Annotated in this window: 50 protein-coding genes and 3 tRNA genes; 28 read left to right on the top strand and 25 right to left on the bottom strand. The window is 51.9% G+C overall.

Features of this window, described 5'->3' with window-relative positions:
* Positions 1–3 precede the first annotated feature (3 nt).
* The 23 genes from lysC to ACQG2Q_RS05540 all read right to left on the bottom strand — a co-directional run bounded on the left by lysC (position 4) and on the right by ACQG2Q_RS05540 (position 9,961).
* Positions 4–189, bottom strand: coding sequence for an Rz1-like lysis system protein LysC (gene lysC, locus ACQG2Q_RS05650; protein ID WP_047345882.1), 186 nt, complete (start codon positions 187–189; stop codon positions 4–6).
* The gene (locus ACQG2Q_RS05645) at positions 173–568 is read right to left on the bottom strand and encodes a DUF2570 domain-containing protein (RefSeq protein ID WP_096216937.1); all 396 of its coding nucleotides are present in this window, start codon (positions 566–568) and stop codon (positions 173–175) included. Before ACQG2Q_RS05645 ends, lysC begins: the two co-directional genes overlap by 17 nt.
* Positions 565–1,041, bottom strand: a complete 477-nt coding sequence (locus tag ACQG2Q_RS05640) for a glycoside hydrolase family 24 protein (protein WP_045348743.1) — start codon at positions 1,039–1,041, stop codon at positions 565–567. Before ACQG2Q_RS05640 ends, ACQG2Q_RS05645 begins: the two co-directional genes overlap by 4 nt.
* A complete protein-coding gene (locus ACQG2Q_RS05635; RefSeq protein ID WP_026080593.1) occupies positions 1,028–1,333 on the bottom strand; it encodes a phage holin family protein in 306 nt (101 codons plus the stop codon). Before ACQG2Q_RS05635 ends, ACQG2Q_RS05640 begins: the two co-directional genes overlap by 14 nt.
* Before the next feature lie 188 nt (positions 1,334–1,521).
* Positions 1,522–1,597: transfer RNA gene (locus ACQG2Q_RS05630), tRNA-Arg, on the bottom strand.
* A 3-nt stretch (positions 1,598–1,600) separates the two neighbouring features.
* Positions 1,601–1,678: transfer RNA gene (locus tag ACQG2Q_RS05625), tRNA-Met, on the bottom strand.
* Positions 1,679–1,775: 97 nt separating this feature from the next.
* Positions 1,776–2,273 (bottom strand): antiterminator Q family protein, encoded by a 498-nt coding sequence (locus ACQG2Q_RS05620; RefSeq protein ID WP_016042193.1) that lies wholly within the window; start codon positions 2,271–2,273, stop codon positions 1,776–1,778.
* Between the two features lie 112 nt (positions 2,274–2,385).
* Complete coding sequence (locus ACQG2Q_RS05615; RefSeq protein WP_096216939.1) at positions 2,386–3,027, bottom strand: recombination protein NinG; 642 nt, start codon at positions 3,025–3,027, stop codon at positions 2,386–2,388.
* Positions 3,020–3,190 carry a NinE family protein gene (locus ACQG2Q_RS05610; RefSeq protein ID WP_063938397.1) on the bottom strand — a complete coding sequence of 57 codons (171 nt, stop codon included), beginning with the start codon at positions 3,188–3,190 and terminating at the stop codon, positions 3,020–3,022. Before ACQG2Q_RS05610 ends, ACQG2Q_RS05615 begins: the two co-directional genes overlap by 8 nt.
* On the bottom strand, positions 3,187–3,621 hold the full coding sequence (locus tag ACQG2Q_RS05605; protein ID WP_048962418.1) for a recombination protein NinB: 435 nt from the start codon (positions 3,619–3,621) through the stop codon (positions 3,187–3,189). Before ACQG2Q_RS05605 ends, ACQG2Q_RS05610 begins: the two co-directional genes overlap by 4 nt.
* Positions 3,612–3,716: a hypothetical protein gene (locus ACQG2Q_RS05600; RefSeq protein WP_226883151.1), complete on the bottom strand. Its 105-nt coding sequence runs from the start codon at positions 3,714–3,716 to the stop codon at positions 3,612–3,614. Before ACQG2Q_RS05600 ends, ACQG2Q_RS05605 begins: the two co-directional genes overlap by 10 nt.
* A gap of 91 nt (positions 3,717–3,807) precedes the next feature.
* The gene (locus ACQG2Q_RS05595) at positions 3,808–4,089 is read right to left on the bottom strand and encodes a hypothetical protein (RefSeq protein ID WP_063619183.1); all 282 of its coding nucleotides are present in this window, start codon (positions 4,087–4,089) and stop codon (positions 3,808–3,810) included.
* 45 nt (positions 4,090–4,134) lie between these two features.
* Positions 4,135–4,383, bottom strand: a complete 249-nt coding sequence (locus tag ACQG2Q_RS05590) for a hypothetical protein (RefSeq protein ID WP_226883150.1) — start codon at positions 4,381–4,383, stop codon at positions 4,135–4,137.
* A gap of 58 nt (positions 4,384–4,441) precedes the next feature.
* Positions 4,442–5,329, bottom strand: a complete 888-nt coding sequence (locus ACQG2Q_RS05585) for a hypothetical protein (protein WP_426759084.1) — start codon at positions 5,327–5,329, stop codon at positions 4,442–4,444.
* Complete coding sequence (locus ACQG2Q_RS05580) at positions 5,326–5,562, bottom strand: hypothetical protein (RefSeq protein WP_048702392.1); 237 nt, start codon at positions 5,560–5,562, stop codon at positions 5,326–5,328. The genes ACQG2Q_RS05585 and ACQG2Q_RS05580 overlap by 4 nt, the downstream gene beginning before the upstream one ends.
* A 1-nt stretch (position 5,563) precedes the next feature.
* Positions 5,564–5,980, bottom strand: coding sequence for an ead/Ea22-like family protein (locus ACQG2Q_RS05575; protein ID WP_426759083.1), 417 nt, complete (start codon positions 5,978–5,980; stop codon positions 5,564–5,566).
* Entirely contained in the window at positions 5,977–6,174 is a 198-nt protein-coding gene (locus ACQG2Q_RS05570; RefSeq protein WP_001514170.1) for a hypothetical protein, read from the bottom strand. Before ACQG2Q_RS05570 ends, ACQG2Q_RS05575 begins: the two co-directional genes overlap by 4 nt.
* Positions 6,171–6,470 (bottom strand): hypothetical protein, encoded by a 300-nt coding sequence (locus ACQG2Q_RS05565; RefSeq protein WP_058689302.1) that lies wholly within the window; start codon positions 6,468–6,470, stop codon positions 6,171–6,173. The genes ACQG2Q_RS05570 and ACQG2Q_RS05565 overlap by 4 nt, the downstream gene beginning before the upstream one ends.
* A gap of 4 nt (positions 6,471–6,474) precedes the next feature.
* Positions 6,475–7,848, bottom strand: a complete 1,374-nt coding sequence (locus tag ACQG2Q_RS05560; protein WP_032180561.1) for a replicative DNA helicase — start codon at positions 7,846–7,848, stop codon at positions 6,475–6,477.
* The gene (locus tag ACQG2Q_RS05555) at positions 7,845–8,870 is read right to left on the bottom strand and encodes a replication protein (protein ID WP_262161852.1); all 1,026 of its coding nucleotides are present in this window, start codon (positions 8,868–8,870) and stop codon (positions 7,845–7,847) included. Before ACQG2Q_RS05555 ends, ACQG2Q_RS05560 begins: the two co-directional genes overlap by 4 nt.
* Positions 8,871–8,922: 52 nt before the next feature.
* Complete coding sequence (locus ACQG2Q_RS05550; protein ID WP_015571544.1) at positions 8,923–9,069, bottom strand: hypothetical protein; 147 nt, start codon at positions 9,067–9,069, stop codon at positions 8,923–8,925.
* Between the two features lie 89 nt (positions 9,070–9,158).
* On the bottom strand, positions 9,159–9,704 hold the full coding sequence (locus tag ACQG2Q_RS05545) for a toxin YdaT family protein (protein WP_032667074.1): 546 nt from the start codon (positions 9,702–9,704) through the stop codon (positions 9,159–9,161).
* Between the two features lie 29 nt (positions 9,705–9,733).
* Positions 9,734–9,961, bottom strand: a complete 228-nt coding sequence (locus tag ACQG2Q_RS05540; RefSeq protein ID WP_016042179.1) for a transcriptional regulator — start codon at positions 9,959–9,961, stop codon at positions 9,734–9,736.
* 110 nt (positions 9,962–10,071) lie between these two features.
* Here ACQG2Q_RS05540 and ACQG2Q_RS05535 point away from each other — a divergent pair, with 110 nt between their 5' ends.
* The 25 genes from ACQG2Q_RS05535 (at position 10,072) to ACQG2Q_RS05415 (ending at position 21,748) form a co-directional block, all read left to right on the top strand.
* Positions 10,072–10,776: an XRE family transcriptional regulator gene (locus tag ACQG2Q_RS05535; protein WP_024191556.1), complete on the top strand. Its 705-nt coding sequence runs from the start codon at positions 10,072–10,074 to the stop codon at positions 10,774–10,776.
* 14 nt (positions 10,777–10,790) lie between these two features.
* On the top strand, positions 10,791–11,480 hold the full coding sequence (locus ACQG2Q_RS05530) for a hypothetical protein (protein WP_016245456.1): 690 nt from the start codon (positions 10,791–10,793) through the stop codon (positions 11,478–11,480).
* Between the two features lie 776 nt (positions 11,481–12,256).
* Positions 12,257–12,586, top strand: a complete 330-nt coding sequence (locus ACQG2Q_RS05525; RefSeq protein WP_047721767.1) for a hypothetical protein — start codon at positions 12,257–12,259, stop codon at positions 12,584–12,586.
* 163 nt (positions 12,587–12,749) lie between these two features.
* Entirely contained in the window at positions 12,750–12,947 is a 198-nt protein-coding gene (locus ACQG2Q_RS05520) for a hypothetical protein (protein WP_025760144.1), read from the top strand.
* Positions 12,944–13,105: a hypothetical protein gene (locus tag ACQG2Q_RS05515; RefSeq protein ID WP_426759283.1), complete on the top strand. Its 162-nt coding sequence runs from the start codon at positions 12,944–12,946 to the stop codon at positions 13,103–13,105. Before ACQG2Q_RS05520 ends, ACQG2Q_RS05515 begins: the two co-directional genes overlap by 4 nt.
* Positions 13,102–13,308, top strand: a complete 207-nt coding sequence (locus ACQG2Q_RS05510; protein WP_001752704.1) for a cell division protein FtsZ — start codon at positions 13,102–13,104, stop codon at positions 13,306–13,308. The genes ACQG2Q_RS05515 and ACQG2Q_RS05510 overlap by 4 nt, the downstream gene beginning before the upstream one ends.
* Positions 13,309–13,385: 77 nt before the next feature.
* Entirely contained in the window at positions 13,386–13,670 is a 285-nt protein-coding gene (gene gamL, locus ACQG2Q_RS05505) for a host nuclease inhibitor GamL (RefSeq protein ID WP_426759082.1), read from the top strand.
* 18 nt (positions 13,671–13,688) lie between these two features.
* Positions 13,689–14,534, top strand: a complete 846-nt coding sequence (gene bet, locus ACQG2Q_RS05500) for a phage recombination protein Bet (protein WP_426759081.1) — start codon at positions 13,689–13,691, stop codon at positions 14,532–14,534.
* Complete coding sequence (locus ACQG2Q_RS05495) at positions 14,531–15,211, top strand: lambda exonuclease family protein (RefSeq protein ID WP_096216700.1); 681 nt, start codon at positions 14,531–14,533, stop codon at positions 15,209–15,211. Before bet ends, ACQG2Q_RS05495 begins: the two co-directional genes overlap by 4 nt.
* On the top strand, positions 15,208–15,636 hold the full coding sequence (locus ACQG2Q_RS05490) for a regulator (RefSeq protein ID WP_096216701.1): 429 nt from the start codon (positions 15,208–15,210) through the stop codon (positions 15,634–15,636). Before ACQG2Q_RS05495 ends, ACQG2Q_RS05490 begins: the two co-directional genes overlap by 4 nt.
* The gene (locus ACQG2Q_RS05485; RefSeq protein ID WP_078309391.1) at positions 15,633–15,785 is read left to right on the top strand and encodes a DUF1317 family protein; all 153 of its coding nucleotides are present in this window, start codon (positions 15,633–15,635) and stop codon (positions 15,783–15,785) included. The genes ACQG2Q_RS05490 and ACQG2Q_RS05485 overlap by 4 nt, the downstream gene beginning before the upstream one ends.
* Positions 15,782–16,534: a hypothetical protein gene (locus ACQG2Q_RS05480; protein ID WP_096216702.1), complete on the top strand. Its 753-nt coding sequence runs from the start codon at positions 15,782–15,784 to the stop codon at positions 16,532–16,534. Before ACQG2Q_RS05485 ends, ACQG2Q_RS05480 begins: the two co-directional genes overlap by 4 nt.
* A 1-nt stretch (position 16,535) precedes the next feature.
* The gene (locus ACQG2Q_RS05475; protein WP_426759080.1) at positions 16,536–17,087 is read left to right on the top strand and encodes a phage N-6-adenine-methyltransferase; all 552 of its coding nucleotides are present in this window, start codon (positions 16,536–16,538) and stop codon (positions 17,085–17,087) included.
* Positions 17,084–17,302 carry a hypothetical protein gene (locus ACQG2Q_RS05470; protein WP_032103519.1) on the top strand — a complete coding sequence of 73 codons (219 nt, stop codon included), beginning with the start codon at positions 17,084–17,086 and terminating at the stop codon, positions 17,300–17,302. Before ACQG2Q_RS05475 ends, ACQG2Q_RS05470 begins: the two co-directional genes overlap by 4 nt.
* The gene (locus tag ACQG2Q_RS05465) at positions 17,299–17,910 is read left to right on the top strand and encodes a hypothetical protein (RefSeq protein WP_121909541.1); all 612 of its coding nucleotides are present in this window, start codon (positions 17,299–17,301) and stop codon (positions 17,908–17,910) included. Before ACQG2Q_RS05470 ends, ACQG2Q_RS05465 begins: the two co-directional genes overlap by 4 nt.
* Positions 17,907–18,098, top strand: coding sequence for a DUF1382 family protein (locus ACQG2Q_RS05460; RefSeq protein WP_426759079.1), 192 nt, complete (start codon positions 17,907–17,909; stop codon positions 18,096–18,098). Before ACQG2Q_RS05465 ends, ACQG2Q_RS05460 begins: the two co-directional genes overlap by 4 nt.
* A gap of 91 nt (positions 18,099–18,189) precedes the next feature.
* Positions 18,190–18,477, top strand: coding sequence for a hypothetical protein (locus tag ACQG2Q_RS05455; RefSeq protein ID WP_426759078.1), 288 nt, complete (start codon positions 18,190–18,192; stop codon positions 18,475–18,477).
* Positions 18,478–18,479: 2 nt separating this feature from the next.
* Positions 18,480–18,698 (top strand): TraR/DksA family transcriptional regulator, encoded by a 219-nt coding sequence (locus tag ACQG2Q_RS05450; RefSeq protein ID WP_426759077.1) that lies wholly within the window; start codon positions 18,480–18,482, stop codon positions 18,696–18,698.
* Positions 18,698–19,153, top strand: coding sequence for a hypothetical protein (locus ACQG2Q_RS05445; protein ID WP_426759076.1), 456 nt, complete (start codon positions 18,698–18,700; stop codon positions 19,151–19,153). Before ACQG2Q_RS05450 ends, ACQG2Q_RS05445 begins: the two co-directional genes overlap by 1 nt.
* Positions 19,116–19,355: a DUF4222 domain-containing protein gene (locus ACQG2Q_RS05440; RefSeq protein WP_039025583.1), complete on the top strand. Its 240-nt coding sequence runs from the start codon at positions 19,116–19,118 to the stop codon at positions 19,353–19,355. The genes ACQG2Q_RS05445 and ACQG2Q_RS05440 overlap by 38 nt, the downstream gene beginning before the upstream one ends.
* Positions 19,356–19,364: 9 nt before the next feature.
* On the top strand, positions 19,365–19,721 hold the full coding sequence (locus ACQG2Q_RS05435) for a DUF551 domain-containing protein (RefSeq protein ID WP_096216911.1): 357 nt from the start codon (positions 19,365–19,367) through the stop codon (positions 19,719–19,721).
* A gap of 84 nt (positions 19,722–19,805) precedes the next feature.
* Positions 19,806–20,003 carry a hypothetical protein gene (locus tag ACQG2Q_RS05430; RefSeq protein WP_032104950.1) on the top strand — a complete coding sequence of 66 codons (198 nt, stop codon included), beginning with the start codon at positions 19,806–19,808 and terminating at the stop codon, positions 20,001–20,003.
* Between the two features lie 160 nt (positions 20,004–20,163).
* Positions 20,164–20,364: a hypothetical protein gene (locus ACQG2Q_RS05425; protein ID WP_039271433.1), complete on the top strand. Its 201-nt coding sequence runs from the start codon at positions 20,164–20,166 to the stop codon at positions 20,362–20,364.
* An 8-nt stretch (positions 20,365–20,372) separates the two neighbouring features.
* Positions 20,373–20,708: a helix-turn-helix domain-containing protein gene (locus ACQG2Q_RS05420; protein ID WP_072050907.1), complete on the top strand. Its 336-nt coding sequence runs from the start codon at positions 20,373–20,375 to the stop codon at positions 20,706–20,708.
* Positions 20,591–21,748, top strand: a complete 1,158-nt coding sequence (locus tag ACQG2Q_RS05415; RefSeq protein ID WP_237764934.1) for a tyrosine-type recombinase/integrase — start codon at positions 20,591–20,593, stop codon at positions 21,746–21,748. The genes ACQG2Q_RS05420 and ACQG2Q_RS05415 overlap by 118 nt, the downstream gene beginning before the upstream one ends.
* Positions 21,749–21,763: 15 nt before the next feature.
* On the opposite strand, the gene ACQG2Q_RS05410 is transcribed toward ACQG2Q_RS05415, so the two are convergent.
* Positions 21,764–21,840: transfer RNA gene (locus ACQG2Q_RS05410), tRNA-Arg, on the bottom strand.
* Positions 21,841–22,143: 303 nt separating this feature from the next.
* Between ACQG2Q_RS05410 and ACQG2Q_RS05405 the strand changes: the two genes are divergently transcribed.
* From ACQG2Q_RS05405 to fimZ, 3 genes are all read left to right on the top strand, one after another.
* On the top strand, positions 22,144–22,806 hold the full coding sequence (locus ACQG2Q_RS05405; RefSeq protein ID WP_063849507.1) for an EAL domain-containing protein: 663 nt from the start codon (positions 22,144–22,146) through the stop codon (positions 22,804–22,806).
* Between the two features lie 24 nt (positions 22,807–22,830).
* Positions 22,831–23,547: a response regulator transcription factor gene (locus tag ACQG2Q_RS05400; RefSeq protein WP_023299489.1), complete on the top strand. Its 717-nt coding sequence runs from the start codon at positions 22,831–22,833 to the stop codon at positions 23,545–23,547.
* Positions 23,548–24,353: 806 nt separating this feature from the next.
* Complete coding sequence (gene fimZ, locus ACQG2Q_RS05395; protein ID WP_022647311.1) at positions 24,354–24,986, top strand: fimbria biosynthesis transcriptional regulator FimZ; 633 nt, start codon at positions 24,354–24,356, stop codon at positions 24,984–24,986.
* Positions 24,987–25,036: 50 nt separating this feature from the next.
* Here the strand turns inward: fimZ and sfmF are convergent, their stop codons facing one another.
* Positions 25,037–25,558 carry a fimbria assembly protein gene (sfmF, locus tag ACQG2Q_RS05390; RefSeq protein ID WP_023299488.1) on the bottom strand — a complete coding sequence of 174 codons (522 nt, stop codon included), beginning with the start codon at positions 25,556–25,558 and terminating at the stop codon, positions 25,037–25,039.
* Positions 25,559–25,565 lie beyond the last annotated feature (7 nt).

The raw sequence follows: 25,565 nt of genomic DNA, 5'->3' as shown, positions 1-25,565 counted from the left end.
GCCTTATTGGGGTTGAGCATTCTTTCCTTGTCGGGAGGATTCGATTTTGCGGATTGCCGCCTTATCCAGATTGCACTGCCCCAGCGCCGTATAGAGCTGAGCGTTTAACTCCAGACTTGCCTGCCACGTGAACGGAACCACCATTCCGGGGATCGGTGTGTCTGCGGTCAGGTCAGCGCTTATCGGCACCACCGGGGCCGGAACGTAAACTGTCTGCGTATTCCCGCAGGCTGTCAGCAGCGGCAGAAGGAACAAGCTGGTTAGCACACGGATCGCCTTCAAGTGCCTGCCTGATGTAGACAATGCGCGTCTCGCCTTTATGGGCCAGTTCGTTCTTTGCATTCTGGGTAGCCTGTGAGATGTCACGGATAAGGTTCATCGTGGTGATCACGTTGTTGGTGATCGCTTCCGATGTGTCTGCCCTGACCGTCGCCTTGTCGCGCTGGTATTTGTAGGTGATGGCATTGTCGCGGTAGTGATTCACCTTCCACGACAGCACGGCAAATACAAACAGGATGACAACTGGAAGCCAAAGTTTTTTCAACAACGAGATGATGGCCGTGTTCATGATGCAGGCTCGTTAACTTTGCCTCCGGCAGCCTTGAACTTTGCAATCAGAGCATCAACTTTATGTTCGAACTGACCGTAACCAGCGCCGGGAAGTGATGCCCAGATATTGCTGCAACGATCGATAGCCTGGCGAATGTCGCCACGGTCGATCAGAGGTAGCGCCCCGCGCTCTTTAATCTGCTGGAGAGCAACAGCGTCCTGGTTAGCTGGAGAGAAATCATTCAGCCCAAGCTGCTTGCGATATGCATCCCAGTAACGCGCCAGTAGTTGATAGCGCCCCGCAGCAGTAGATTTAAGTCTCGGATTCAGCGTAATCAGTTTGCGCGGGTGATCGGAGTAATCAGTAAACAGCGATCCGCCAACAATTACGTCGTAACCGTGGTTTTGGGTCGGCTGCCGTCCGTTGTCAGTGCCTTCTGACCATGCCAGCATGTCGAGAAACGCTTTGCGCTGAGGGTTAATTGTTTGCATTCTTCATCCCCGTCAGGCGTTCCCAGAAGTACGTCAGCGCCACGGAGCCCATCGCCCCGCTAATGCCCGACGTAACCAGAATCATGTAAAGGCTCAGCCCACTTTCAACGCTGATCAGGCCACCAATAAGACCGGTAAAGCCGGACACTGCAATTTGCGCCAGCGCGTTGATCCAGCTCCAGGTGGCTTTGTTCTGCTTAACGTCAATAAGGTATCGGACCAGGCCGCCCCAGCATGACAGAGCAAGGACTATCAACCATGACACTCCGGCAATGCTTTCTTTATCTTGCATACGTTTAGCCATATCACCTCCGAAAGAACGGGGTGCTGTTTGTGTAGTGGGGAAAGGCCGTCAGACACGATTGCTACGTGGCATCTGGAATTGATTGTCTGCGGCCTGAATAAAAAACCCGGCGACAGGCCGGGAAGATGAGGGTAAGGCAATGTCGGCTCTCTGGCCGTAAATACCCTGGCTGGGTTTGGCTCGCCTGGCTGGATTCGATCCAGCGACCAACCGCTTAGAAGGCGGCTGCTCTTTCCTCTGAGCTACAGGCAAATTTGGTGGGCCGTGAAGGATTCGAACCTGTCTACCCTTCCCTTATGAGGGGACTGCTCATACCAAATGAGCTTCCGGCCCTGAAACGAAAAAGCCCCGCACGATGGCGGGGCTTGGAATTTATTCATGTTACACACAACAATGGCAAAATATACGAATTAGTTTGCTCATTTGTTCATTAAATTGCAAGCACGTTGTGTGATTTATTTGCAACTTTCCTCACATTTTCGCGATCGTTAAACGCATTTTGAAGCGGTTGGTATAAACAGAACAATGAAGCATTGATGATTTGCTTCACCTCTCTACGGATTGTCGAGATGCTTGGGTGTTTGTACTGATTTCCGCCACGCGTCTTCATAAGGCGAGGCTTACTTACTGCATGCTGCCATGATGCAATTCGGATCTCGCTGGAGTTGCAGACATAGTAGGCGAAGATAACCCGCCAGGCATTTTCATCCACATTCTTCAGGTAGTGGCGAATGACAGCATCAATGAGCATTCCGTCATCATCACTACATACCGGCCGTGATGCTTGCTGGGGCTCGACGGTAGCCATGAATCTGGCAATCATGTTGATCATCGCTTTATCAATCTTGCCGGTCTGGCACCATGCGCCCCACAACTGGAGCCACTGGTCTACCCATTGATGCTGGTCGTTGGTTAATTCCAGTTTCATTATGCGGCTTCCTTATGTGGCTGATTGGTTTTGGTCTGGCTGTGCTTTGCTACTGGCGGCATGCTGGCGCGCTTAACGCTTTCTGCCTGGTAACGAAGGAAGTCGGTATGGTTCATGCGGCCTCCCGCTGTTTCAGTTCTTTGAGTTTGGCGCGGTATTCATCCCGGATCCGGATGAAGTCTTCCCGGCGGTAGTTGGTCATTGCGTGGGGGCCATTGAGCCAGTCGACGTAATCCTGCCCGTAACGAGCAACCAGGCCAGCTTCGTATTGCTGCGCGACTGTCGCCTCCTTGGCGGTGTACTTTCCGGCTCCGGCATTACAGGATTTGCACTGCTTATGGGCGTTGCGCTCTTCAAAGCGCAATTCAGGGTTAGCGCCGACCGTTTTGAAGTGGCCGCAGTCCCACTGACCGCCATGCAGATCAGGCGGATTGGTCTCTCCGCAGCTGATGCATGGCAAACCAGCATCACGCGCGCGGATGTAGGCGTTGAATGCTTGCTGAGCCTGCGCCTTGTAGTAACCGGCAGGCCGTAGCTCTGCCAGGCGTTCCTTGCGGCGTTTGCGCCCGGCCTTCTCTGCCTCTTTCTGCTCCTTGATGCGCTTGGCCGCGGCTTTCACCTTCTCCTTTTCACGTTCTTCCATCGCGAGGATTGCGCCGTGCTCCGGACAGCACCAGCGGATCCGGATGTCATGGAATTTCGGCACGAAGTATTCACCGCATACTTTGCACTTACGGCGGGATGGTTTACGCATGATTCCTCCGTGCCGCGAGACGCAGCCATTTCTGATCCACCAGGCGGGCGGTGTAGTCTTTCAGTGTCGGGATGTCGGAAGGCTTAACCTCGGCCTTACGCTTGCGCCGCGCAGGAACGCGGAAGATTTCGTTTGAGATGACGCGTGCGATAGGGCTGTTCATGCAACCCTCCCGAAATAGTCCAGCGAATAGCGCACTTCGCGGAGCTGAACGCCATTGCCTGCGGCAAAGGCCTGCGTGTACTCAATCAGGCTGTTCATGCGCTTAATGCCCATCTTCGAGGTGCTTTCTCGGATGGCGCAGAACTCTCCCTCAATACCCGGCACAACTTCACCGGGTTTGCCAGTTGCGACCGCATGCCCGGAGACAAACAGAACCTTCCATTCCGAGAGGTTCCGGCGCTTCCCTGCCCATTGCAGTTGCTTTGACACGTCGCCACATAACGCGTGGAAGAGTGAGTTTTGTGGCAATGTCCGGTCAGGGTCTGAGAAAGAAACGACGAGAGGAAACTCAGCATTCAGCGGCTGTTGATTGATGTAATCGATGAGGTTTTGGCGGATGCGCTGGTCGCGCAGCAGGAATTTTACAGCCACGCTTCACCTCCGAAGAGGTCAAACGCAGAATACAGGAAATCGCAGGTGCATTTCTGCATCTGTGACAAGGTGAGGAGTTCAGATTGTGGTCGCATTTAAGTCCCCTTAAATGCGCAGAAGTCACCGGAGTTGTTCAGGCTCCGATGACATGATTATGGCTGCTTGATTCCAGAAAATCAAAGGTTACTAAACCGTGGATGATTTCTTTGGGTGATATTTGCGAATTGCAGCATCAACACGATCGCGAGATGGTAAAACATCACATGCTATGTTGTAGTATTCACCATCATACGCTTGCTGCCTGACAACATTAAATTCTTTGAACTGGGTCATTTGGTAAGCTACCGGCTCACTGGAATTTGTTGAACGCATTACCGCTTTTGTTACCACGTTTATTTTATCAAGTCCCGCTTCATCGTTCTGGATATCACCTTCATGACCTAAACCAAAAACCAGATAATCTTCCATTTCAAGCTCCTATTGAACCTCATGAAATTCGCATTGGCTTTTTAACTATTTACTAACATTCTTAGGTAAAAAGATTTTTTCACACTTCGCCATTGATGGCTCTCTACCTGATATTTCATAGTACTGGGCATGATCTAGCATGATTTTCTTCATGCTTTCTTCGCAGTCTTTCCTGCTGTAAAAAACATTCACCGGTTCTTTTTCAATGTTCAAGTTCACCACTTCCAAAGAACAACCTGACATATTGCTGAGGCTTGCACAGGTACTCAAAACCAGCACAAATAGTTCGTGCATAAATGACTCCCTAATTACTATGCTGGTTATATTGCCCAAACTTTAGCAGAAATTACGACTATTTTTTAACGGCGGCGAGCATCGCCTTATAGCGATCCGGAAATCGCGGGCTCTCCCATTGCAGACCCATCGCCTCGCACATCTGATAAGTCGGCTCAATCGGCACCAGCACCCAACCATCCGGAATCACCGGAGAGTTGAGAGCATCGCGCTCAGCCAGAATCTTCTCACCGTCAATTGCTATGCCGGAGTTGCGAATGGCATCCACCGCATCGCGCAACTTGCAAGCCGTCGTTACAGATTCAACCATATTGTTGGAGTCACCGGAATGGTCAACCATAGCGAGCTTATCCTCGGTATGGTTGGTTATCGCTTCCTGAAAGCGTTCAAGCTCCACGTACTCCTGGCATGACCAACCGCCATCAATGAAATCACGAGCTTCAACAGCGTCGAAAGTGAATGATGTTTCGCTGCCAGTTGGTGAGGTTAAGCCGTACAGGTCTGCTACCGGCTTAAACTGTGTGGCTGGAATATTTTCAGGAATATTTTGTTGTCGATTTTGTTGTTCGGCACCCTGAAGCATGGCTGCTCGATAGGCGTTCCAGCCGACAGCTTTTCCGTGTTCAAACGCGCTGTCAAAGTCATCATCCATTTCCATCGCAGCGGGCACAGATACCGGCGCTGGCGGGGCGGCGCGATACAGAAGCACATCACCCATCTCTGTTCTGGATGCTGGCCATACGTCTGCATCGGAGCCAGATTTGAGATAATCAAGATTGGACTGGTCTATGACGCACACAGGCTCCGCTTCGAGCGATGCCAGCGCGATACGCAGAGCCGCCAGCGTGTTGCTGTCGTCTTCGTCCAGGCCGAACGGGATTTCATCGCGCGTGGCTTCCATGTCGGCAATTTTCTGCTGCAGCCATTCTTTGGTAATAGTGCTCATGGGTTAGTCCTCCCTGTCAGACGTTCGCGTAGAGTTAACTTGCGTGGCAATCTTTCGTTGTCAGCAATCTCAACTACAGTGCAGGCACATGAGCAGAAAGTGCTTTCTCGTTTATGCTTCAACAGCACCGCTTCGTTGTGGGCCGATTCCTTGTCCGTTGCGCTAAGTTCATGCACATCAAAACCCTTGCTGTCGACGAACCACCCGTGAATAACTGCGATAAAACGAGCCATATCAATCTCCTTTCCAGGCTTTATCTGTTATCAAACTCCCGTAGCGATGAATATCACGCTTACCTGCAATCAGCGTCTCCTTAGCGTCACTGCCATCGCCGAGGTAAACTGGTCTGCCACTCAAGGTATTCTGAGGTTTTTTTTCAACATCAGACTTCATGGGTAATTCACTAAGTTCAGCAATGCGCTCCTCTGCGGCCTCTAGTTTTCTCCTTAACGCCTCGCTACAACCCTCAGCTTTTCGGATTGCTAACTCCAAATGTTTATTCAGCGCATCTGCGGTTTCCAGCTCATCCAGCAGCGCCAGCACGGTGGACGGGGTTAGAGCCTCATTGAATTCATCGCGATCATAACCCCAACTATCGGATTCTGCTCTCTCCGCCGCTTCACGCAGCTCCTGTTTGTTGATGTTGCTCATTGGGCGGCCTCCTGCATGGCTGGGTCTGCTGGTAAAGTCATGTGCGGCACCTCAATCAGTTCTGCCCGGGCATCAGCCGTGTTAAGCGCCATTAATGCGACGATTCGCTTCTGCTCAGGATCCATGCGCAAAGCCACCGTTTTACCGTTAAAATTGAAGAACACCGCAACGTTTTTGATATCTTCGATTTTCATACCCCTTCCCTCCACCAAACCATCAATACCCTTCTCATCGCCGGACTGTTGCGGCATTCCTGAAATATTCCGTTGGTGCAGCTGCGTGCGGTACCGGCCTGCTCTTCCTGCGTGGCCAGGCGATAAGTCACCGTTCGCCAGACCTTGCTCACCCGGATAATTTTTCGAGACTTTTCCAGATCGAGAGCGTTCTTCGTGATGCAGTTGATGGTCATGCCGCACTCTGTGGCCACATCCTTCGCGGTGAAGGTCCTGTGCGTTTCGAGATAACGCAGAATTGCCTGTTTGCCTTTCATCGTCTTAGCACTCATAGTCAGCCTCCTGTTGCATCTGGCCGCTGTAGGTGAAATCTACCGGGTCCAGGCCTGAGTAGCGGCTGCTGAAGTGGTAGGTCTTTTCTGCCCCCGGCGCATGGCGGGACTTCACACAGATGATTTCGGTGATGCCTTTCAGTTCTGTGTTCGGGTTGTATTTCTCATCCCGGTAGATCATGAAAATCACATCGGCTTCCTGCTCGATAACACCGGACTCGCGGAGGTCAGCTGCGACCGGGCGCTTATTAGCACGTTCTTCTACCTTACGGTTAAGCTGAGCCAGTGCGATGACCGGGCAACGCAACTCTTTCGCCAGGTTCTTCAGGCCGGTGGCGATCTCCCCTACGCTGCGGTTCATGTTCTCAGGGTCAGACATGCGCATCTTCTGGAGGTAATCGACAATGACCACACCAAGTCCACCCAGTTTCTTGCTCATTCGCCTGGCTTCCGCTCGCACCTGATGAACGCTGAGGGATGGCTTGTCGTTGATATAGATCGGGGCTTCGATGAAATCCTTCATGCAGTGGCCGACCTTTCCCCAGGCACCATCCATCACGCCGCTCTGCTTGCTGAGTAAATCCTCTTTGCTCACCCGGGCCCGGTGGAACGCGACTCGCTCAGATATTTGTTCCACTGGCATCTCGAGACTGAAGAACAGCACCGGCTTTTTGTTTTTCAGGCCGACTGTCTCGGTCACGGTGGTGCTGAACATAGTTTTCCCCATGCCAGGGCGCCCGCCGACAACGATGAAATCGGTGTTGTTGAACCCGCCGAATGCGCTGTCGATGGTTGCCATGCCAAGCTCGGTTTTGTGCTTCCAGATATCGCCGCTGATAATCGACTGGATAGTCTCGAGGGACATGTCGATCCCGGTGGTGATGTGCTCGGTGCCGTAGTCGGTGTTGTGCTCGATGCCAGAGATATCCGCCTGTATGTTGCCGATGATGTCAGCGATACCCTCACTGGATGGTTCGGACAGCTTCTGGATCCCTACCTGTAGCGCCAGGGTCATCCGGCGGCCGAGATGCATTTCCCGCAACTTTTCGCAGTACGAGGCAAGGTTCGCGAACGACGGTGTATTTTTGCTGCATTCAGCCAGGTAAGCGAATCCCCCGGCACTTTCCAGCGCGCCAAGCCGTTCAAGGTCGCTGGTCAACGTCAGCAGGTCTATCTTCTCCCCGGACTCGTTGAGGCGTTTGTAGGACCGCAGAGCCACCTTGTGAGGCGTTGCTGTGAAGTGGTCCTCAGTCAGCCCCTCAATCGCGTCAGTCGCCATGTCAACGCCGTCTGTGCGGCCCGCTGCGAGCATGATCCCGCCGATGACGGCCTGCTCAACGTATAAATCAATAAAACGGCTCATGCTTTGACTCCCTTGCGCTCACGGTGCTCGTTGATGGCCTGCTCGTAGACAGATCCCCAGTTCTTCGGATTAAGTATCCAGTCGAGAGTCAGCCATGGCTGATCGCCTCTGGTGCCGAACAGGGAAGACTTGCTAATCAGCTCGAAGGCCATTCCCATGTGCTTCAGTTCTCGCCAGTTGCCCTGGGTGGTTTTGCCGTTCCACACAGCTTCCAGGTCTCGATAGGCCGGACGGCGGCGGTTCCACTCATGCAGCGACACAGCCTTCGAAGGGAATTTTTCATTCCAGAGCTTGATGATCTCTTCATGCGGACAGGCTGCCGGGTTGCTTCCATGACCATCTGCCCATACCAGGGCGTCTGACAGGTATCCATCAAAGCGGGTCATACGGCACAGATTCTCTGGCTTGAAGCTGTGACCCCAGTTCACATGGGCCCAGCGGATAACCAGCTTCAGCTCTTCAGCGGTGTAGCACTGGTCTTTGCTCTTCACCGTGGAGAGAGCTTTCTCAAAAGGTGCCAGCGCAGCACAACGACTACCCGTTAGCTCGTTGAAGTAATCCATCACTTCCTGAGCGAGTGAGTTTTCCCCCTGGGGGGATTTAGGGGGATCTTTTCTTTCTTTCTTTTGAATAGTTTCTTTTGTGTTTAGCTGAGTTGGCTTATGGGTATTAGCTGACTTGGCTAATGTTTCATTAGCTGTTTCGGCTAATGATTTGCCATTTTGGCTAATGCTGAAATTCCAGTCAGAAATCACCTTATTCACCCCGATCGCCATGCCATTGGTAACGATGATGTTCATTGCAATCATCTCGTTCTTGGCCTTGCAGACATGCGTATGGTGAATACCGGTCATCGCCGAAATCTGGGTATTGGTAATGCGGTCAAACTTTTTCCCGAACCCGTAGGTTTTGCGGATCACCGCCAGAACGACCTTCAGCTGGCGAGCCGTTAAATCAGCAGCCATAACCGCTTCCAGCAGCTCGTTAGCGATGCGGGTATACCCATCATCGATATCTGCCACCTGACGCTCCACGACCGTTACAGACGGTCTGAAAGGTATTACTTTTGCGAGGCTACCCACGGCCACTCTCCTTACGTTTCAGCTCTTCCAGGATGGCGCGCATCTTCTCTGCCACAATCGGATTAACCGAGCGGATGAAGCGGTCGCGGGTTATGTTTTTATGTACAGCGGTATGGTAATAGCGTGGATTTTTTGCCATTATTCCTCCTGCAATGAGTGCACACGATTTGCATCTGAAGGCCAGTTCTGTTTGCGCAGACTGGCTTTCGCCATTTTTGATACTTCCCATCACATAACCCCCAGCATCGATGTAACCATCGTCATCAACGGTCCTGCCTGCTCCGGCATGAGGCGGAACAGCGACGCAATACCCTCGCTTACCTCTTTCAGCTTCTGATGCTCTGGAGCGTCCAGGAGCACGGCCTGTTTAGCTTCGGCGCACTCTTTCATCGCAGAGGCGATCAGCGACATCGTGTCGTTCTTCGGCGCCAGCCGGTTGCGGTACTCCAGCGGCAGGACGGCCATGATTGCCGGTGTCAGCTGCCGAATGTTGTTGGCGGCATATTCGGTGTCGCCATCGATCCAGCGAAACACTTTCTGCATCTGGCGGTGTGAGTCAGTCGGGATATCCAGTCCGGTGCCGCCGGTAGCCCGCCACTCTTCAACAATCAGAGCGGCGACAAATTCACGGCTGCGGCAATCAGCTGCCCAGGCGCGAACAGCTGTGCGGATCCCATCGATGTTTAAAGCCTTGGAATCAGGTTCCCGGCGATTCTGGTAAATCATCGCCGTTGGCGAAAATTTGTTACCTTGTTGATACGCAAGTGAATGCATTGCTTTCCCTTTCGTGGTTAGGGCCGCCGTTAAGCGGCATGGTTCTCTGGGTGTGGAAACAGGTCGGGAAGATCAGGTCGAATTTCGTGTGCCTTAATCTCGCCACCAGTAGCGTTTACGATGGCTGTTACTTTTTCCGGAGATACGGAACCACCGTTAAGCCACTTGTGAACCGCTGGCTGGCTAACGCCGCAAATATCTGCGAGTCGCTTCTGGCTGCCAACGATTTCTAAAGCTCGTTGAATAACTTTGTTCATGGATTTTACCTATCCGATTACTGGATTAATGAAAAGATAACCCAAGTTATGACCATTGTCCATAACCTTTGTTATTTTACTCTGCATAACCTGAGTTATATATTGGCGCTATGAAAACATTCGCAGATCGACTTAACGCGGCTATGAGAGCCGCAGGCATATCCCAAGGGCAGCTGGCTGAGAAAGTCGGCATATCTCAACCTGCAATTCAGAAAATGACATCAGGCAAAACCACAGGCAGCCGTAAGATGGTTGAGCTTGCTCATGCATTGAACGTGCGTCCGGAATGGCTCAGTTCGGGCATAGGCTCAATGCAGGACGAAGGACGCAAGGACTCCGCTATCCCACCAGAATCGGAATGGGGTAAAGTTGACGCTTGGGATAGCAAAACAGATCTGCCAGATGACGAGGTCGAAGTGCCATATCTGAAAGACATAGAACTTGCGTGTGGTGATGGTTCCTGCTTGGAAGATGACTATAACGGATTCAAACTTCGTTTTGCGAAGTCTACCCTTCGTAAGGTGGGAGCCCAGAAAGACAGCGTGCTGTGCTTCCCGGCATCAGGAAATAGCATGGAGCCCATGATCCCGGAAGGGACGACGGTCGCCATCAACACGAACGACAAAAAGATCGTTGATGGCAAGGTTTATGCAATAAGCCAGGACGGATGGAAAAGGCTAAAATCCATTTATCGTGTGAGTCCTACCCGCATCGTGATTCGCAGCTTCAACAGTGAAGAGTACCCTGATGAAGAAGCGGATATCGAGAGCGTAGAGATTATTGGTCGCATGTTCTGGACATCTACTATCTGGTAATCAAGAGGGAAGGGATGAAATTAGAACTAATAGCATTATCTTTACTGGCTTTAACTACGAACGCAATCGGCTCTAGCACCCTGAGCTGCGATTACGCTAAGTCGGACATCAGTAATGGAGCTAATGCTCCAATGATTCCTGGCGGAAAAGGCACTGTCGAATTTGATGGAAAATCCTTTAAAGCCACACGTCCAAATGGTGGTGTGATCATTTCACCAATAATCAGTGAACAAAAAAATGGAATGCTTTTTCTTGACGACAAGACAAAAGTGTTCGCGGCAAGCCTTTCTAAAACTGATTTCGCTATCTCTGACCGAATTGCTCGAATTACTGAGCAATGGGCCAACTGCATTGATGTTAGTCCATCGCCGAACAATTCAGATAACGACAAACCGGCAACTGCCTGGAAATATAGGTCTCTCACGAAGCAGGAGATAAATGCTGTTGAGGCAGCAGTGAAAGACCAATTGAAGGATCCAGAAAGTGCCAGATTCAAGCACTCTAAGTTTGTGAGCAACGGGAAAGGCGCTTACTGCGGCCTGGTTAATTCCAAAAACTCATATGGCGGCTATGCTGGAAACACTCCTTTCATGGTCATGCTTATCAACAATGGCAAACCTCACGCTGGCTTTATTGGTATGGGCGGAGATGATGCCGAGACCCTGTCAACGCTATCCGTCTGCAAAGACAGTGGTTATTTCTAAACCCCACCTTGATTGAAAGCCCCGCATTGCGGGGTTTTTTATTGCCAGAAATCCCCCCCCCGCCACATTTTTTACAAAAATAAATTCATTTAGTTATCAGTGCATTATAACTTATGTGATGATAATTATAAATTAGGTTATTGCCATCACTCATAACTAAGGTTATCTTTAATCCATCGAAACGAAACATCGACAGCTGAGCGAAGTTAGCCAGCGGCGGACAGCAAGTCGCCTGCTTTTTAACAACATGCAGATTTACAGCGTCAATGACCTGTTAAGACCCCTACACGTAAACGTGCAGTATCACCGGGTGCGATCCGGTCGGTGAGAGAGTATCCCCGCGCGAGAGCGAGAACGGCGTGAGAACGGGCAACACTGGCAGGGAGTTGGCGCTGACCAATACAGGGAATGTTTTGGGCTGGCAGATGGTTATCAGCTAGTTGGTGAGGTAATGGCTCACCAAGGCGACGACGGCCTTCCCTGCTGCTTGAAAGTGGGGAGCCAGCACCAAAACATTTCTCCCGCATCAGCGGGTAACTAAGTGGAGAGTACGTATGCACAAGTGTCAATTCTGTGGGTACTTTCTGGCATCTGAAGAGATGCAGAGAATATCTGTAAACATGGTTGGCAGGCCTTACAACATCTGCATTCCATGCTCAGAAAAATACAAAAAGAGAGGCCTGTGGGATTCGGCAAAAAACGATATCGACTGGAAAGCACTTCCATGCGTCGATGAGACATAACCGCATCAGCGGGTAACGACAGAGGGCAAGAGGATGAAGATTGGTGAATGCGATAACAGTTACTTCGGGGAAGATGACACATTCAATACACAAATATCACCTAAGGCGCTTGCGGCCCTTATTCGGCAATACAAGCACTGCTGTAGGCTCTCGAAGGTAACTAGCCAAACTGCTGCTTACCGCTTATGCCCTCACAAGCTGGCTGAAGCTAAGCAGTACCAGATTCGCCGCGATCATCTGGAGTTATTTTTGAGGGTGTTGTCCGATTCAACTGCTGATTATGACGTGGAGGAAATCGACACTTACTTTGGCGGAGCTACTGATGATTGGTCGCTAATCCTCAAGGAAAGAATTTCTGACTAACCCGCTACGGCGGGTTTTTTATCGGCCATACCTCAGCTCATTCCAACGAGTGAGCGTGAGTTATGTCAACCGGCGGCCATCCACCGCCCATTGAAACACTGAATAAATGCGTTGAAGTCTTGTATTAACCGTTCCGTTCGCCGCGACAAGGCCAAGAGGATTTATGAGCAAAGAACAGCCAATATCACGCCTGACTGAGCCAGAAATGGCAAAACTCGCAGTTAAGACGGTTCAGGAATTTGTTAATGCCTGCCACTGCCAAAACGAAGATGACGTTCTTCTGGCATTAAGCTTCTGGCTGAATGTGGGCATGGAAGCGGGTGAGCTTGTCCAGCATGGGCATAAGGTTGTCCTGCAATGATGACAGTCACCCACAACGGCAAGCAGTACACCGCCAAAAAGCTCAACGATAACGAGTGGCAGCTGACGTCGGTATCGGCGCCGCGGGAAAAACTGGTGCTTAACCGCTGGCAGATGCACGTTGCCGGCCTCCTGGAACAGGTTGAGGTGAAGGTATGATTGGAATGCACTACGGCACCGCATCAGTGCCGCGTAGCGAGGTTTTACCGGGCACTATGCTGCAACACCACGGCAAAACTTATCGCGCCTCTGCGAACGTTGAGAAAGGCCTGTACGCCTTCAACATCTTCGAAAAAACCATCATCAAAAGTGATTCCGTCGTTGTGCTGCTGAATGAACGCGGCGAGCCGATGGTTCACTGATACCACCACCCTATTCAACCGATCGGCTTGGCATTACGCGGGCGGGATCTGCACATCCAAATTTCAGGAGTTCAGCCATGAACGCATACCTCACTTACGACCGCATCGAAGATCGGCGCTGGGTAGAGCAACAGTTCACCGACGAGAAAGAAAAGTGGATCGACGACCGGGCGCAGGAAATTATCGACATGATGCCAAAAGAGCCGTCCGGCCTCTTCCACTTCACGGTCCCGATCGACACCAGCCCATACGAAGGACTTCGCAGCGATAAGTCTGGCGAGGCCTACAACAATTTCATTTCGGCAGTTGCTTACGCCCAGGCGGAATACGACTGGGAACACCGTACCGGCTGCCCGTTTTAATTTTTGAGGGGATTAACGATGGCAAACGAATTAACAATCACAGCGACGTCGCTTCAGGAGATAGGCGTCGACGTCTCCACCTGGAGCGCGCTGAAGAATAGCATCTACCCTGGCGCCAAAGACGAATCGGTAATGATGGCGCTTGATTACTGCCGCGCCCGCCAGCTGGATCCGTTGCTTAAACCGGTTCACCTCGTTCCAATGTACGTCAAAGACTCGAAAACAGGTAAAGGCGAATGGCGCGACGTCGTTATGCCGGGCATCGGCCTTTACCGCATTCAGGCAGACCGTTCTGGCGATTATGCCGGGGCCCGCGAGCCTGAGTTCGGGCCAGACACTACACAGACGCTTTCTGGTGTCGAGGTTACCTTCCCTCAGTGGTGCAAATACACCGTCTACAAGCGCATGCCTAGCGGAGAGATCGTCGAGTTCAGCGCCAAAGAATACTGGATTGAAAACTACGCCACCGGCGGACGCGACACCACGGCGCCGAACGCGATGTGGAAAAAGCGCCCATACGGCCAGCTGGCTAAATGCGCAGAAGCCCAGGCGTTGCGTAAGGCATGGCCTGAGATTGGACAGCAGCCTACCGCCGAAGAAATGGAAGGAAAATCACTGGATGTTGATATGCGTGACGTCACTCCCCGCAGCACAACAGAATCACTTCCACCAGCAGCAAGCGAAGAAACGCTCCAGGCGATCACCGATCTCTTAACAGCCCTGGATAAAGACTGGGAGAAAGACTTCCTCCCACTGTGCAGCGACATCTTCAAACGGCAAATTCTTGAGGCGTCAGAACTCACTGAAGAAGAGGCGCAGAAAGGGTTTGGCTTCCTTCAGAAAAGGGCTAAGGCGGCAGCATGACACCAGAAATTATCCTTGCCCGGACCGGTATTGACGTAACCACTATCCAGCAAGGCGACGAGGCGTGGCACCGGCTGCGCCTCGGCGTTATCACCGCCTCTGAAGTGCACAACGTCATATCCAAGCCACGATCGGGGAAGAAGTGGACAGATATGAAAATGTCCTACTTCCACACGCTGCTTGCCGAGGTATGCACAGGCGTCGCGCCAGAGGTTAATGCCAAGGCGCTGGCCTGGGGCAAGCAGTATGAAGAAGACGCCCGCACCCTCTTCGAGTTCACCACCGACGTGAAAGTCACGGAGTCTCCGATCCTGTTCCGTGACGAGAGCATGCGCACTGCGTGCTCCCCTGACGGCCTTTGCAGTAACGATTTCGGCCTCGAATTGAAATGCCCGTTCACCTCTCGCGACTTCATGAAATTCCGCCTTGGCGGTTTCGAAGCCATCAAGTCTGCGTACATGGCCCAGGTGCAGTACAGCATGTGGGTGACGGGAAAAGAGGCCTGGTTCTTTGCCAACTACGACCCGCGCATGAAGCGCGAAGGTATTCACCACGTCGTCGTTGAGCGGGATCCACAGTACATGACCGATTTCAACGAAATGGTGCCGGAGTTCATCGAGAAGATGGACGAGGCGCTGGCGGAAATCGGCTTCACGTTCGGGGAGCAGTGGAAATGAAACGCACACCCTTTTACCGCAGGCCCGGGCGAACCGGGCAATTCTCCGGCCTCCGTGAACGCGTTATCTGGATGATTCAGACGCGCGGCCGCCCGGTAACCGGTAGCGAAATCGCGGAGAAGTTTGGCGTAACGCTCATTGAGTTTAACCGGGTCGCCAACGGCATTACCCGCGGCTCCGGACAGATAGCTCAGATCGTTGAGTCGGAAAAATGGATCAACGAGGACGGCATCTGCGACCGGACTTTCGACTTGGTCACGAAGCCAAAGGTTGTAACGCCGCAAGGCAAATCACGGCTGTTCACCCGGCGCGCAATAGAGCAGTCGCAGGAAGGTAGACGGCAGGAATGCATTGAACGTGCAGCACGCCGTCGCCGCCTGATTGCTCAGGGCCTCTACATCGACGAAATGGAGTCCATCCTATGACTCACGCTCACGACGACATCAGGGTTGGCACTGTGTGCCTTCCCTTCATTGGTAACGGCTGGCTAATGCCATGGGGTGAAGTGGTCAGCAATCCATTAAAGGCGCAGCGGATCGCTGAGGAATATCGGGAAAGGCAGGAGGCGGCATGATTCATTTTCACGGCGGCCCTATTACTCCGGACACATGCGCCCTGAAGGCATGGAAAGGCAGGCACGCTTTCATTTCCTTCGCTAATCCCGGCCAATTAGCCCTGGCCAGCGAAGTCACCCAGTCATTCGCGCTGGATAACGGCGCATTCAGCTTCTGGACGAAAAAGCGCGTTGTTAACTGGAATGACTACTACGCATTTGTAGGTCGCTGGATGAATCACCCTCGCTTTGCTTTTGCTGTTATCCCTGACGTGATCGGCGGGACCAGTGAAGAGAACGACGCGTTAATCGCCGAGTGGCCGCACGGCAGTGTAGTCGGCGCGCCGGTGTGGCACATGAACGAGCCCGATGAACGTTTCTTCCGCCTGTGTCGGGAATTTCCGCGCGTATGCATCGGTAGCATGGGTGAATACGACGCGAAGCGCCCGCGCTCATGTCGGGCAAAGTTACGAGATCTCATCCGTCACGTTGTGGACATAAACGGTTATCCGATAACAAAGCTTCACGGCCTGCGCATGCTGAACGCCGATATCTTCCGCCACATTCCGCTGTCGTCAGCTGACAGCACAAACGTGGCGCGCAATATCGGAATCGACAAAGCGTGGGATAAATCTGCCTACGCGCCGGCAAGCAAAGAAACACGCGCTGCGGTGCTGGTAGAGCGCATTGAAGCCTTCAACTCTGCAAGTTCGCTGAATTACGACGCAGAACGTGATCGGTTCACACCACAACTGGCATTCGAGGTTTGATATGACCGATTACACCGGCAGCAACACGCCATCGGATCAGCGCGACCTCTGGCGCACTCCGCCAGCCCTCTTCGCTTCCCTTGATGCTGAGTTTTGCTTCCAGCTTGATGCCGCCGCCGCACCGCATAACGCGCTGTGCCGGAAGTTCATCACCGCTGAGCAAAACACGCTGGAAACGCCCTGGGCTGATTACCTGAGCATTCCTGGTTACGCCTGGCTGAACCCACCATACAGCGACATCACACCGTTCGTTAAAAAGGCCACCGCCGAGAGCAACAATCAGATCGGCACGGTCATGCTGGTTCCGGCAGACACATCGGTTGGCTGGTTCAAGGAGGCAATCCAGACCGCCAGCGAAGTTCGCTTCATCACCGCCGGGCGGCTGGCATTTATCAACCCGGTCACCGGTAAGCCGGTAAGCGGCAACAATAAAGGGTCGATGCTCATCATCTGGCGACCGTACCCGCGAACACACTGCCACTTCGCAACTGTGGATCGGGACGAGCTGATGGCTTTCGGGGCGAAACTTCTCGCCCGTCGGGAGGCCGCATGACGCCAGCAAATGAAAACGCCATCCGCACCGCCTGCCGCCGCTGCACTGAGGAAATCCAGCAGGCCATGCGCAAGAAGCCAAAGCCAAACTGGAACGAAACGGTGCCTCCCATCATCAACAAGCATCACAAGAAAATTGAAGCTCTGGGAGTTAGCCTCCTGGAGTTCGTCGTCAAAACTGGCCGCCTTAACGGGCGGTTTGGAGCCGAACAATGAATATGAAAACTGAAAAAATCGTGATGATGGACAGCGATGAAGCGGCCAGCATCCAAACTGTGACTGGCTGGGTGGACCGCCAAGGTCGTTTCTGGGGCGGTGACGAGCACCAGGCGCGCTGGTGCGGCGCTACTCATCGCAAGTGTAAAAACAAACCTGACGAGCACCCGATTCACAGCACTAATGGCTATTGCGAAGAATGCCACCGCGAAAGCCGCCAGGCGAAGTTCGCCACCTATGAACGCGCGGTATGGGCCGGAGAGCCGCTAGTTATCTTTGATGATGACCAGTACTTTTTCGACGCTGAATCGCTGGCCGACTATTGCTATGAGCACTCCCTGCTGCCGAGCGAGTTGCAGTTAATGATCTGCGAACCTAACTACCCGCCGGAGTTCGACCTGGAACAGCACTGCGAAGAGATAATGCCTGATGGTGATGACTATTACTGCTTGCCGCAAGCTGTGCGTGATGCTGCTGAGGTGCTCAATAAGGCGCTGAAAGAAAGTGCTCCAGTATCGTGGAGCGCAAGCAACCGAGTGGCGATCGTCTCAGACGACATGCTCAACGATGAGCAGAAGGCCGAAATTATGGCGGAGCGCGCCGCATGAACCGAGCCTCGCCCGTTGATTTGAGGAAAAGCATCGAAATTGCCAATAACCTGGCGCACATCGGGATTCGCTTTGTGCCGATCCCGGTGGCGACCGAAGAAGAATTCCAGGCGCTGGCCGCCGAGCTATCTCGACGGCTTGAGCAGATGGCAGTCGAAGCTGAGAAGAATGAAGGCGGTGCAGCATGAAGGCACTAATCACCCGGGAGCTTAAGGCTCCCTTTTTATTGCTGGCGTTCACCTTCAACCGAATTAACCGACAGTTCCGGGAGCAATGATTATGCAAAAGTTTAAGGGTACGCCAGGCGAATGGAAGTACACGATTAGAAACGTGAACGAAATGATGACTACTTTCCATGGCGTGACAATTGGCGACACGTACATTGAGGCAGCTACGAGAAATGAAATAGAGGATGCGCGACTTATAGCAGCCGCGCCGGAATTACTGGAGGCGTTACAGTTAACCGAAAAGGCAATGGCAGAAGGTCGAAACGTTACGTACCCGGAATGGTACGGCGTAATCAACAAAGCCCGCGCGGCCATCCACAAAGCCCTCGGTAAGGAGTGACCATGGCCGATATCATCGATACCGCAGCAGAGATTGAAGAGCTTCAGCGTAACGCTGCCCTTTCCGCTCACCGCATCGACCACAACGCCTTATCAGCTGAGCATTGTGAGGAATGCGGGGAAGACATCCCGGCGCCGCGGCGAGCTGCCGTTCCCGGCTGCCAGACGTGCGCCAGTTGCCAGGAAGAGATCGAACTGAGGAATAAACAGAGGGGGCAGTAATGTTGCAGCATCAACAACAACCAACCTTCAATACCTGCATGGCGACATGCATAGCGATGGTTGCTGGCCAGCCAGTCGATGAAGTTGTGGAGCGCTGGCACAAGGCATTCTTCGACAAAACAGACTGGCTCGACGATGCGCTGGATTATTACAAAATTCCGTATTTTTACGGGAGCCAGCGTAAATGTGAGCTTCTTTACGGGTTCATTTATTTCCTGACTGTCCCGTCACTCAATATTACTGGTGGCCTCCATCAGATCCTTGTTTCCCTGACGGCTGACCGCGGTATCGAAGTGTTTGACCCGGTGAAGGGACGGCCTGGAACTAAAAGTTATGTTTACGGTGAACCGGAATCAGAAAATGAAGTTTCACTAATTTCCTGGTGTATTGACCTTTCAATACCGGTGGTACAACAAAATGTTCCAGCTAATTCAACGGGGTCAGATTTACGCTGACCAGCACGGTTGGCCCGTCATCATCCATAGCTGCACTTCTCAGATAGTCCGATACTGGCGACAGGGCCGGATCAACACCGCTTCAATAGACCGTTTTAACAATGATTTTGAGCACCTCGATCACCGTGAGGCGGCACAGATACGCGCCGAACTGGAGACGAGTGAGCACATTAAATCGCTGCGCGCCCAGCGTGCGGCATGAGGAGTAATTATGGCAACAATGAAACAACTCATTGAGTCAGAAATAAGTGACTTCTTTGCTATTTTTGGCAGCCCCGGCGAGCCGGTGACTATTGAGGAGGCGCAGAAAACGCTTATCTCACGAATTTCCCCTTTGCTCAGCACCGATATGGCATGGATCAAATGCGCCGAACGTCTTCCAGAAACACATGAACAGGTTTTGGTTAACGATCTCAATGGTGAGGGCGTGCTTATTGCCTGGCGGGCTGAATGGCAGAGCGTTTCCGGCCCCACAGGAAAGTGGCAGTGGATTTTCCAGATCGAAGGCATTGAGCATGAAGACGTTCGAATCGAAGAGTGGCTCCCATACCCAACCCCTGCTGCCTGACGCAACTGATAGCCAGTTATGAGCTGGCTATTGGGTGCGAAAACTTAGTGCGATAGAATACCGACATCATAAAGGAGGAATTAGATGAAACTGACACAACAGCAGTGCACCATCCTAACTGGCTACACTGGGGTATTGATCGGGAGTTTTTCTGATTTTCAGCAGGATGCTGAGAAACGTCTGGGCAGAACTTTGCTTACCCATGAAATGGCCTCTGCCGAGGTTATGTCTGAATTGAAAGAACTTTATAAAAAAGATTTCCTCGCTTTAATGCCCGAATAGACCGTTCGCTACATCCCTGCCTCACCTGAATAGAACCCGCCACTGAGCGGGTTTTCTTTTGAGAGTAAACCATGCATTCAAACCCCATGAACTGGCTCATCGCCGCACTTATGGCACTGGTCGCTCTCATCTCATTTCTTCACGAACCGGAAGGTGTGCAATGGCTGCTTTTAATGTGGGCGCATTAGTCCAGAAGAAGACCGGCGGTATACATGGCGTGGTGGATAGCCAACTGGAGCCGGAAGGCGATCACCCGAAAGCCTGGGTGCGATGGGATGACGGCAATTATTCAGTGCACGCGGAAAACGAATTACGCGCGGCCACACCCGACGGCCCGCAGTTTTATAAAACAATGTCATAGGAGGGGAGATGGTTACAGCAGAGCCACTCACTGCGCAAAAGGCAGCGAAACTCCTGAAAGTCTCACCGAGAACTGTCTACCGTCTTATCGACTCGGGGCAGCTGGCCGGGAAGAAGATCGGGAACAAATACCGCACGACCGACGTTGCCTGTATTGCGTATTTACATGACCCGCGCGATCCTGTTCCTGCGAGCGCGGGTGAACATAAAGGAGAAATTTTATGTCAATCACCCTCAGAGGCGGCGTCTGGCACTGTCATTTCGTTACGCCGTCAGGGAAAAGAATTAGACGATCTCTTGGTACGGGGGACAAGAAACAAGCGCAGGAGCTGCACGACAAGCTGAAGGCTGAAGCGTGGCGGGTTGATAAAATTGGGGAACTACCGACGAGGACGTTTGAGGAATGTTGCATCAGGTGGATCCGCGAGAAGGAGCATAAGCGGTCACTCGATGACGATAAGACCAAAATCGAATATTTCCTGCGGCATTTCTCCGGCCGGGATATTTCAACCATCACGGCTGATCAGGTTCATGAGGCTGTTTCGAAGATGGTCAACCGTAAGCATATTCAGGTCTGGGAGTCGCGCAGGGACGCGGCTATACGCCGGGGGAAAGAACCGCCGCCGTATGTTGAGAAACCGGTAAGCCAGGCCACAAAGAGCCAGCACCTTTCGTTCATGCGATCTCTGTTCAAGGCTGCGGCAAATGACTGGGGCTGGATTAAAACGGCCCCGGTTATAAAAACCAAAAAGCCGATCAGCAAACGCATCCGATGGCTGACCAGGGGCGAGGCAGAACGGTTAATTGCCTGCATGCCGGAGTCGATAAAGCCGGTGGTGATATTTGCACTGGCAACCGGCCTGCGCCGCTCCAACATCATTGATCTGGAGTGGCAGCAGGTCGATATGCAGAGAAAGGTTGCATGGGTAAATCCGGAGAACGCGAAGGCGGGCAAGGCTATCGGCGTGGCTCTGAATGATACCGCATGCAGGGTGTTAAGGGACCAGATCGGGAAAAGTTCCAGGTGGGTATTCGTTCACACGAAGCCATCAACGCGCCCGGATAAAACCGTCACTCCGGCTGTCCGCAAAATGCGAGTGGATGACAATGTCGCCTGGCGCATTGGACTGGAAAGAGCGGGTATAGAGGACTTCCGTTTTCACGACCTTCGGCATACCTGGGCGAGCTGGTTAATTCAGTCTGGCGTTCCGTTGTCTGTTCTGCAAGAAATGGGCGGCTGGGAGTCGATCGAAATGGTCCGTCGTTATGCTCACCTGGCGCCGAACCATTTAAGTGAACACGCGCGGAAAATAGATGCCATTTTTGGCAACCATGACACAAATACGACACAAGGAGAAAATCAGGCTGGTTTGAAACTGGCGTAAGCGCCTGTTTTTAAATGGCACGCCCTGTAGGATTCGAACCTACGACCTACGGCTTAGAAGGCCGTTGCTCTATCCAACTGAGCTAAGGGCGCACGGAGAAGAGTGTACTTCGCGGTGGTGAAACGCCTGGAATTATACGGTCAATGCGTAGTGAGTCAATGCCTTTTCCACCTTCTCTGCCGTTAATGACTAGCTGATTGTAAATACGGCTGTTTTTTCAACATTTATCCCTCTTTTACGGGCTGCGAAAAGGCTTAGCCGCTTTTAAGTAACGCCTGCTGTTTTCCTGTTTACTTCCCCTTCACACTGTCCTGCGGTATCCCGGCCGCCTGGAGGCTGGAAATGAACAGGACGACGGAGTGACAGCGTCAGACCAGACAGGTTTCCCCTCGTGCGTGCAGCACATCTCACACGACATTACAGGCATCAAGCTTGAACCCATTGTCGCCCTCTCCTCTTCGCGCACGGTAGGGGCTGAAGTGCTCAGCGTGCTGTCACCGCATCAACAAAGCGAAGGCTTTTTTCACGACTGGTCCGCTGCTCGGGCGCTTATGCTGCTGGAAGCACAGATCGCTGCGTTAAAAAAACCCTTTCCCTGCGACAACCTTTTCATAAATTTGCCGATAACCGTTCTGACCATACCGGAAATGTTCCAGCGTTTACTGCAACTTAACAGCCCACCGCTGAACATTGAACTCGTGGAGCCTGCTTCCTTCTTTTCTCTCTCAGACCCGGCACGTCTGAGGGTGAGTTGTGCGCTTCAGCAGTTGACAGCGCAAGGACATCGGATCTGGTTGGATGACATTGATGAAGCGTCAGGGCGCGCGTTTTTGTCCTGCCGCATGCCGTTAAGCGGAATAAAAATCGATAAGATCGCTTTCTGGCGTTTACGTGCAACGCCAGCGCTGGCAAACCTGGTCACGCTTTGTTCAAAAATTGCTGCAAATGTACTCATAGAAGGCATTGAAACAGAAACGGACCGTAAGTTTGCGCTTCAGGCTGGCGCGCGCTTCGGTCAGGGATATTATTGGCCATCCTGGAGATGGCAGGAGGACTGAACGGTCATCGCCAAGAGGGAAGCTATGCGAATGACAGTACGCCGTTACCGGCGTCGTCGGACAGGAAGTGATTCACCGGGTTCAACGCACTCGCCTTTTGCTCTCCCATTTTTTGATCGTCTCGAATATTTGAGCCAGTCAATCAACCAGACCCGCAAAACCGATGCTCCCTTTATCGTCCTGGTCACACAGGATAACTTTTTCCGTTCCGGTTTTCTGAGCGGGCACTCTCCCCTGAGCAATTGCTGTGACTATTCCACCCTGGAAGCCGCCCTCAGCGATCTGAATCAGTGGCCTTCATCACGTCTGGTGGTAGATGTAGAAAGCCGCGCCTCGCCGCTTATTGACCTGCTGGACCGATTACGACGCCACAGCCTGTTCGCCCCCTACCTGACACCCTACCTGCTCATCCGCGCCGATGATTACGATACACGCCTGTTTTGCAAAGCGGCTGGCCCTTTTCATGTGATTGAACGGCAACTTACGCCGCGGGCTTTGCAACAAACCTTGCTGGAAGCGCCGTCACCCGCCGGCCACCGGAAAGAGTGGTTTTCACGTGATGAATGGCCGATCCTGCAGGCGCTGTCGCAGGGTAGCACCCTGCGACAGATTGCTCAGTTACAGAACCGCCCCTATAGCCGCATTATTTACCGTCTCAGCTGCATCCTGGCGAAACTTGGGCTGAATCATCGTCACGAGTTGCTACATCTTCTCAACAACCTTTCAGATTTCACGTATTAACGTATTCAGTAACCCCTTAATTCCTAAAGACCTTTAAGAAAATACTTAGGATATATGTTAATTTTTTGTGTTTTTTAACAAAACTTTCGATTTTATAACTATTCCTAATTCTTCATCTTAAACCATGCGAAATGCTGCCTGTACGCTAAACGAGAGTCATTTTATCCATGCGTTAAGTTTCTGACGTATCCGTTAACAGGATGATAATGGTGTAAAAACAAGCGATTTATCTGTGAATAAAAGCGATGAGAGGTGAAGAAAACAGCAGATAGTGCTGTTTTGACGAAGGGATCATCCTCCTGGCCTGAGGCGTTAGAAATGAGGCGATGACGCGCTAAAGAGCGGACATCAGAGGTAGCGGACAGGCGGAAAACACTTTGTCACGACCTGCGTATTGTTAACATTTGATCAACATACAGTAAGATCGTTTATTTTTTGTTATTACATAAAGATGAAACTGTGTGGTAAATGGAATATCAGGACATTTTTGCTAATTTTAAAAAGTTAGCGATTCAGATACAGAAGATAATAATCATCAATATATGGACATTAATTTACAGGCTTTTCGGACAATACTTAAACGGTATAATAAGACGTGTTTGACACGCGAATAAGAAAAATCATTTTGCCATAACAGCCTTATGAGATAACTGCGCTCAGGCATTGATATCACCACTACGTAAACAAGGATGCTTTCGCTCTTCCCAGGGATCTACCGTACAAGGATCTGCGTAATTATCCTTCCGGCTTTTCGAGAGTTTTAACAAAACTCAGCATAACGCTTTTAACAATCTGAGGCATAAAAAATGAAACCGGCATCCGTTATCATTATGGACGAACACCCTATCGTCAGAATGTCGATAGAAGTCCTGCTACAGAAAAATAAAAACATCCAGGTCAAACTGAAGTCAGGCGACAGCCACGAAGTGCTTGACTGTATACGCAACCACCCCATCGACCTGGTCATTCTCGATATCGAAATGACAGGCACGGACGGCTTCGTATTATTGAAAAGAATCAGAAACTTAAATAAAGATATTAAGATTCTCTTCCTCTCTTCGAAATCTGAAGCCTTCTACGCAGGGCGCGCCATCCGCGCCGGGGCAAATGGTTTTGTCAGTAAGCGGAAAGATCTGGGGGAAATTTATAACGCGGTGGAAATGATACTGACGGGCTATTCTTTTTTCCCGTCAGAAACATTGAGTTTTATAAACCATATAGGCTCCCGGACAGGCGCCGCTGTGGATATGCCATTATCGAATCGTGAAGTGACGGTTCTGCGATATCTGGCGAACGGATTATCTAATAAGGAGATTGCGGATCAATTATTACTTAGCAACAAAACAATTAGCGCTCATAAGTCTAATATCTTTTCCAAGCTGGGCGTACAAAGTATCGTTGAATTAATTGATTACGCGAAAGCGCACGAATTACTGTAATCCTTCCCTCTCCCTGCAACATATAACCGTTACAGGGAGAGGGGATACGATTAATTATAATTAATCATGAAAGTTGCATCGGCATCAGCCCGGCCCGGCTGCGGGTTATCCGCCGTGGCGATATAATTGGCATAAAACGACAGTTCGGCATTTCCCTGCGCATCCACCGACACCGTCTGGCTGGCCTGCTGCAACGCGAGGCGCGTTTTATCCCGGTCGAGGATCTCCACGGCCACGTTACTGGCCGCGCTGGCATCATTCAGCGCCAGCAGGCTGTTATCATGCCCGTCCATCTTCCCCGTAAATGTGATCGAAGCCGCCCCCGGCGGGCATCCGGTCAGCTTCAGGGTGAACGGTACAGGCTGCGTCCGGCTTCCCGTTGTGCGGAGCTGTTTCGTGGGCCAGGTGCCGAGCGTGACGGTTTTATTGCTGTCGTCCCCCTCCGCCACGCAGGTAAAATCCACGATATTGCCATAGAGCTGAATGTTAATTTCCCCAAGCGCCGTCTCTGCGTGCGCAGGGGAGCAAAGCGCAAAGAGCGCGACGGCTAAATACCGCATTCCGTTTCGCATACCTGCT

This window comes from Enterobacter cloacae complex sp. 370H10, from assembly GCF_050031535.1.
Lineage (GTDB): Bacteria > Pseudomonadota > Gammaproteobacteria > Enterobacterales > Enterobacteriaceae > Enterobacter > Enterobacter intestinihominis.
This window is presented reverse-complemented; position numbering and strand designations above follow the sequence as displayed.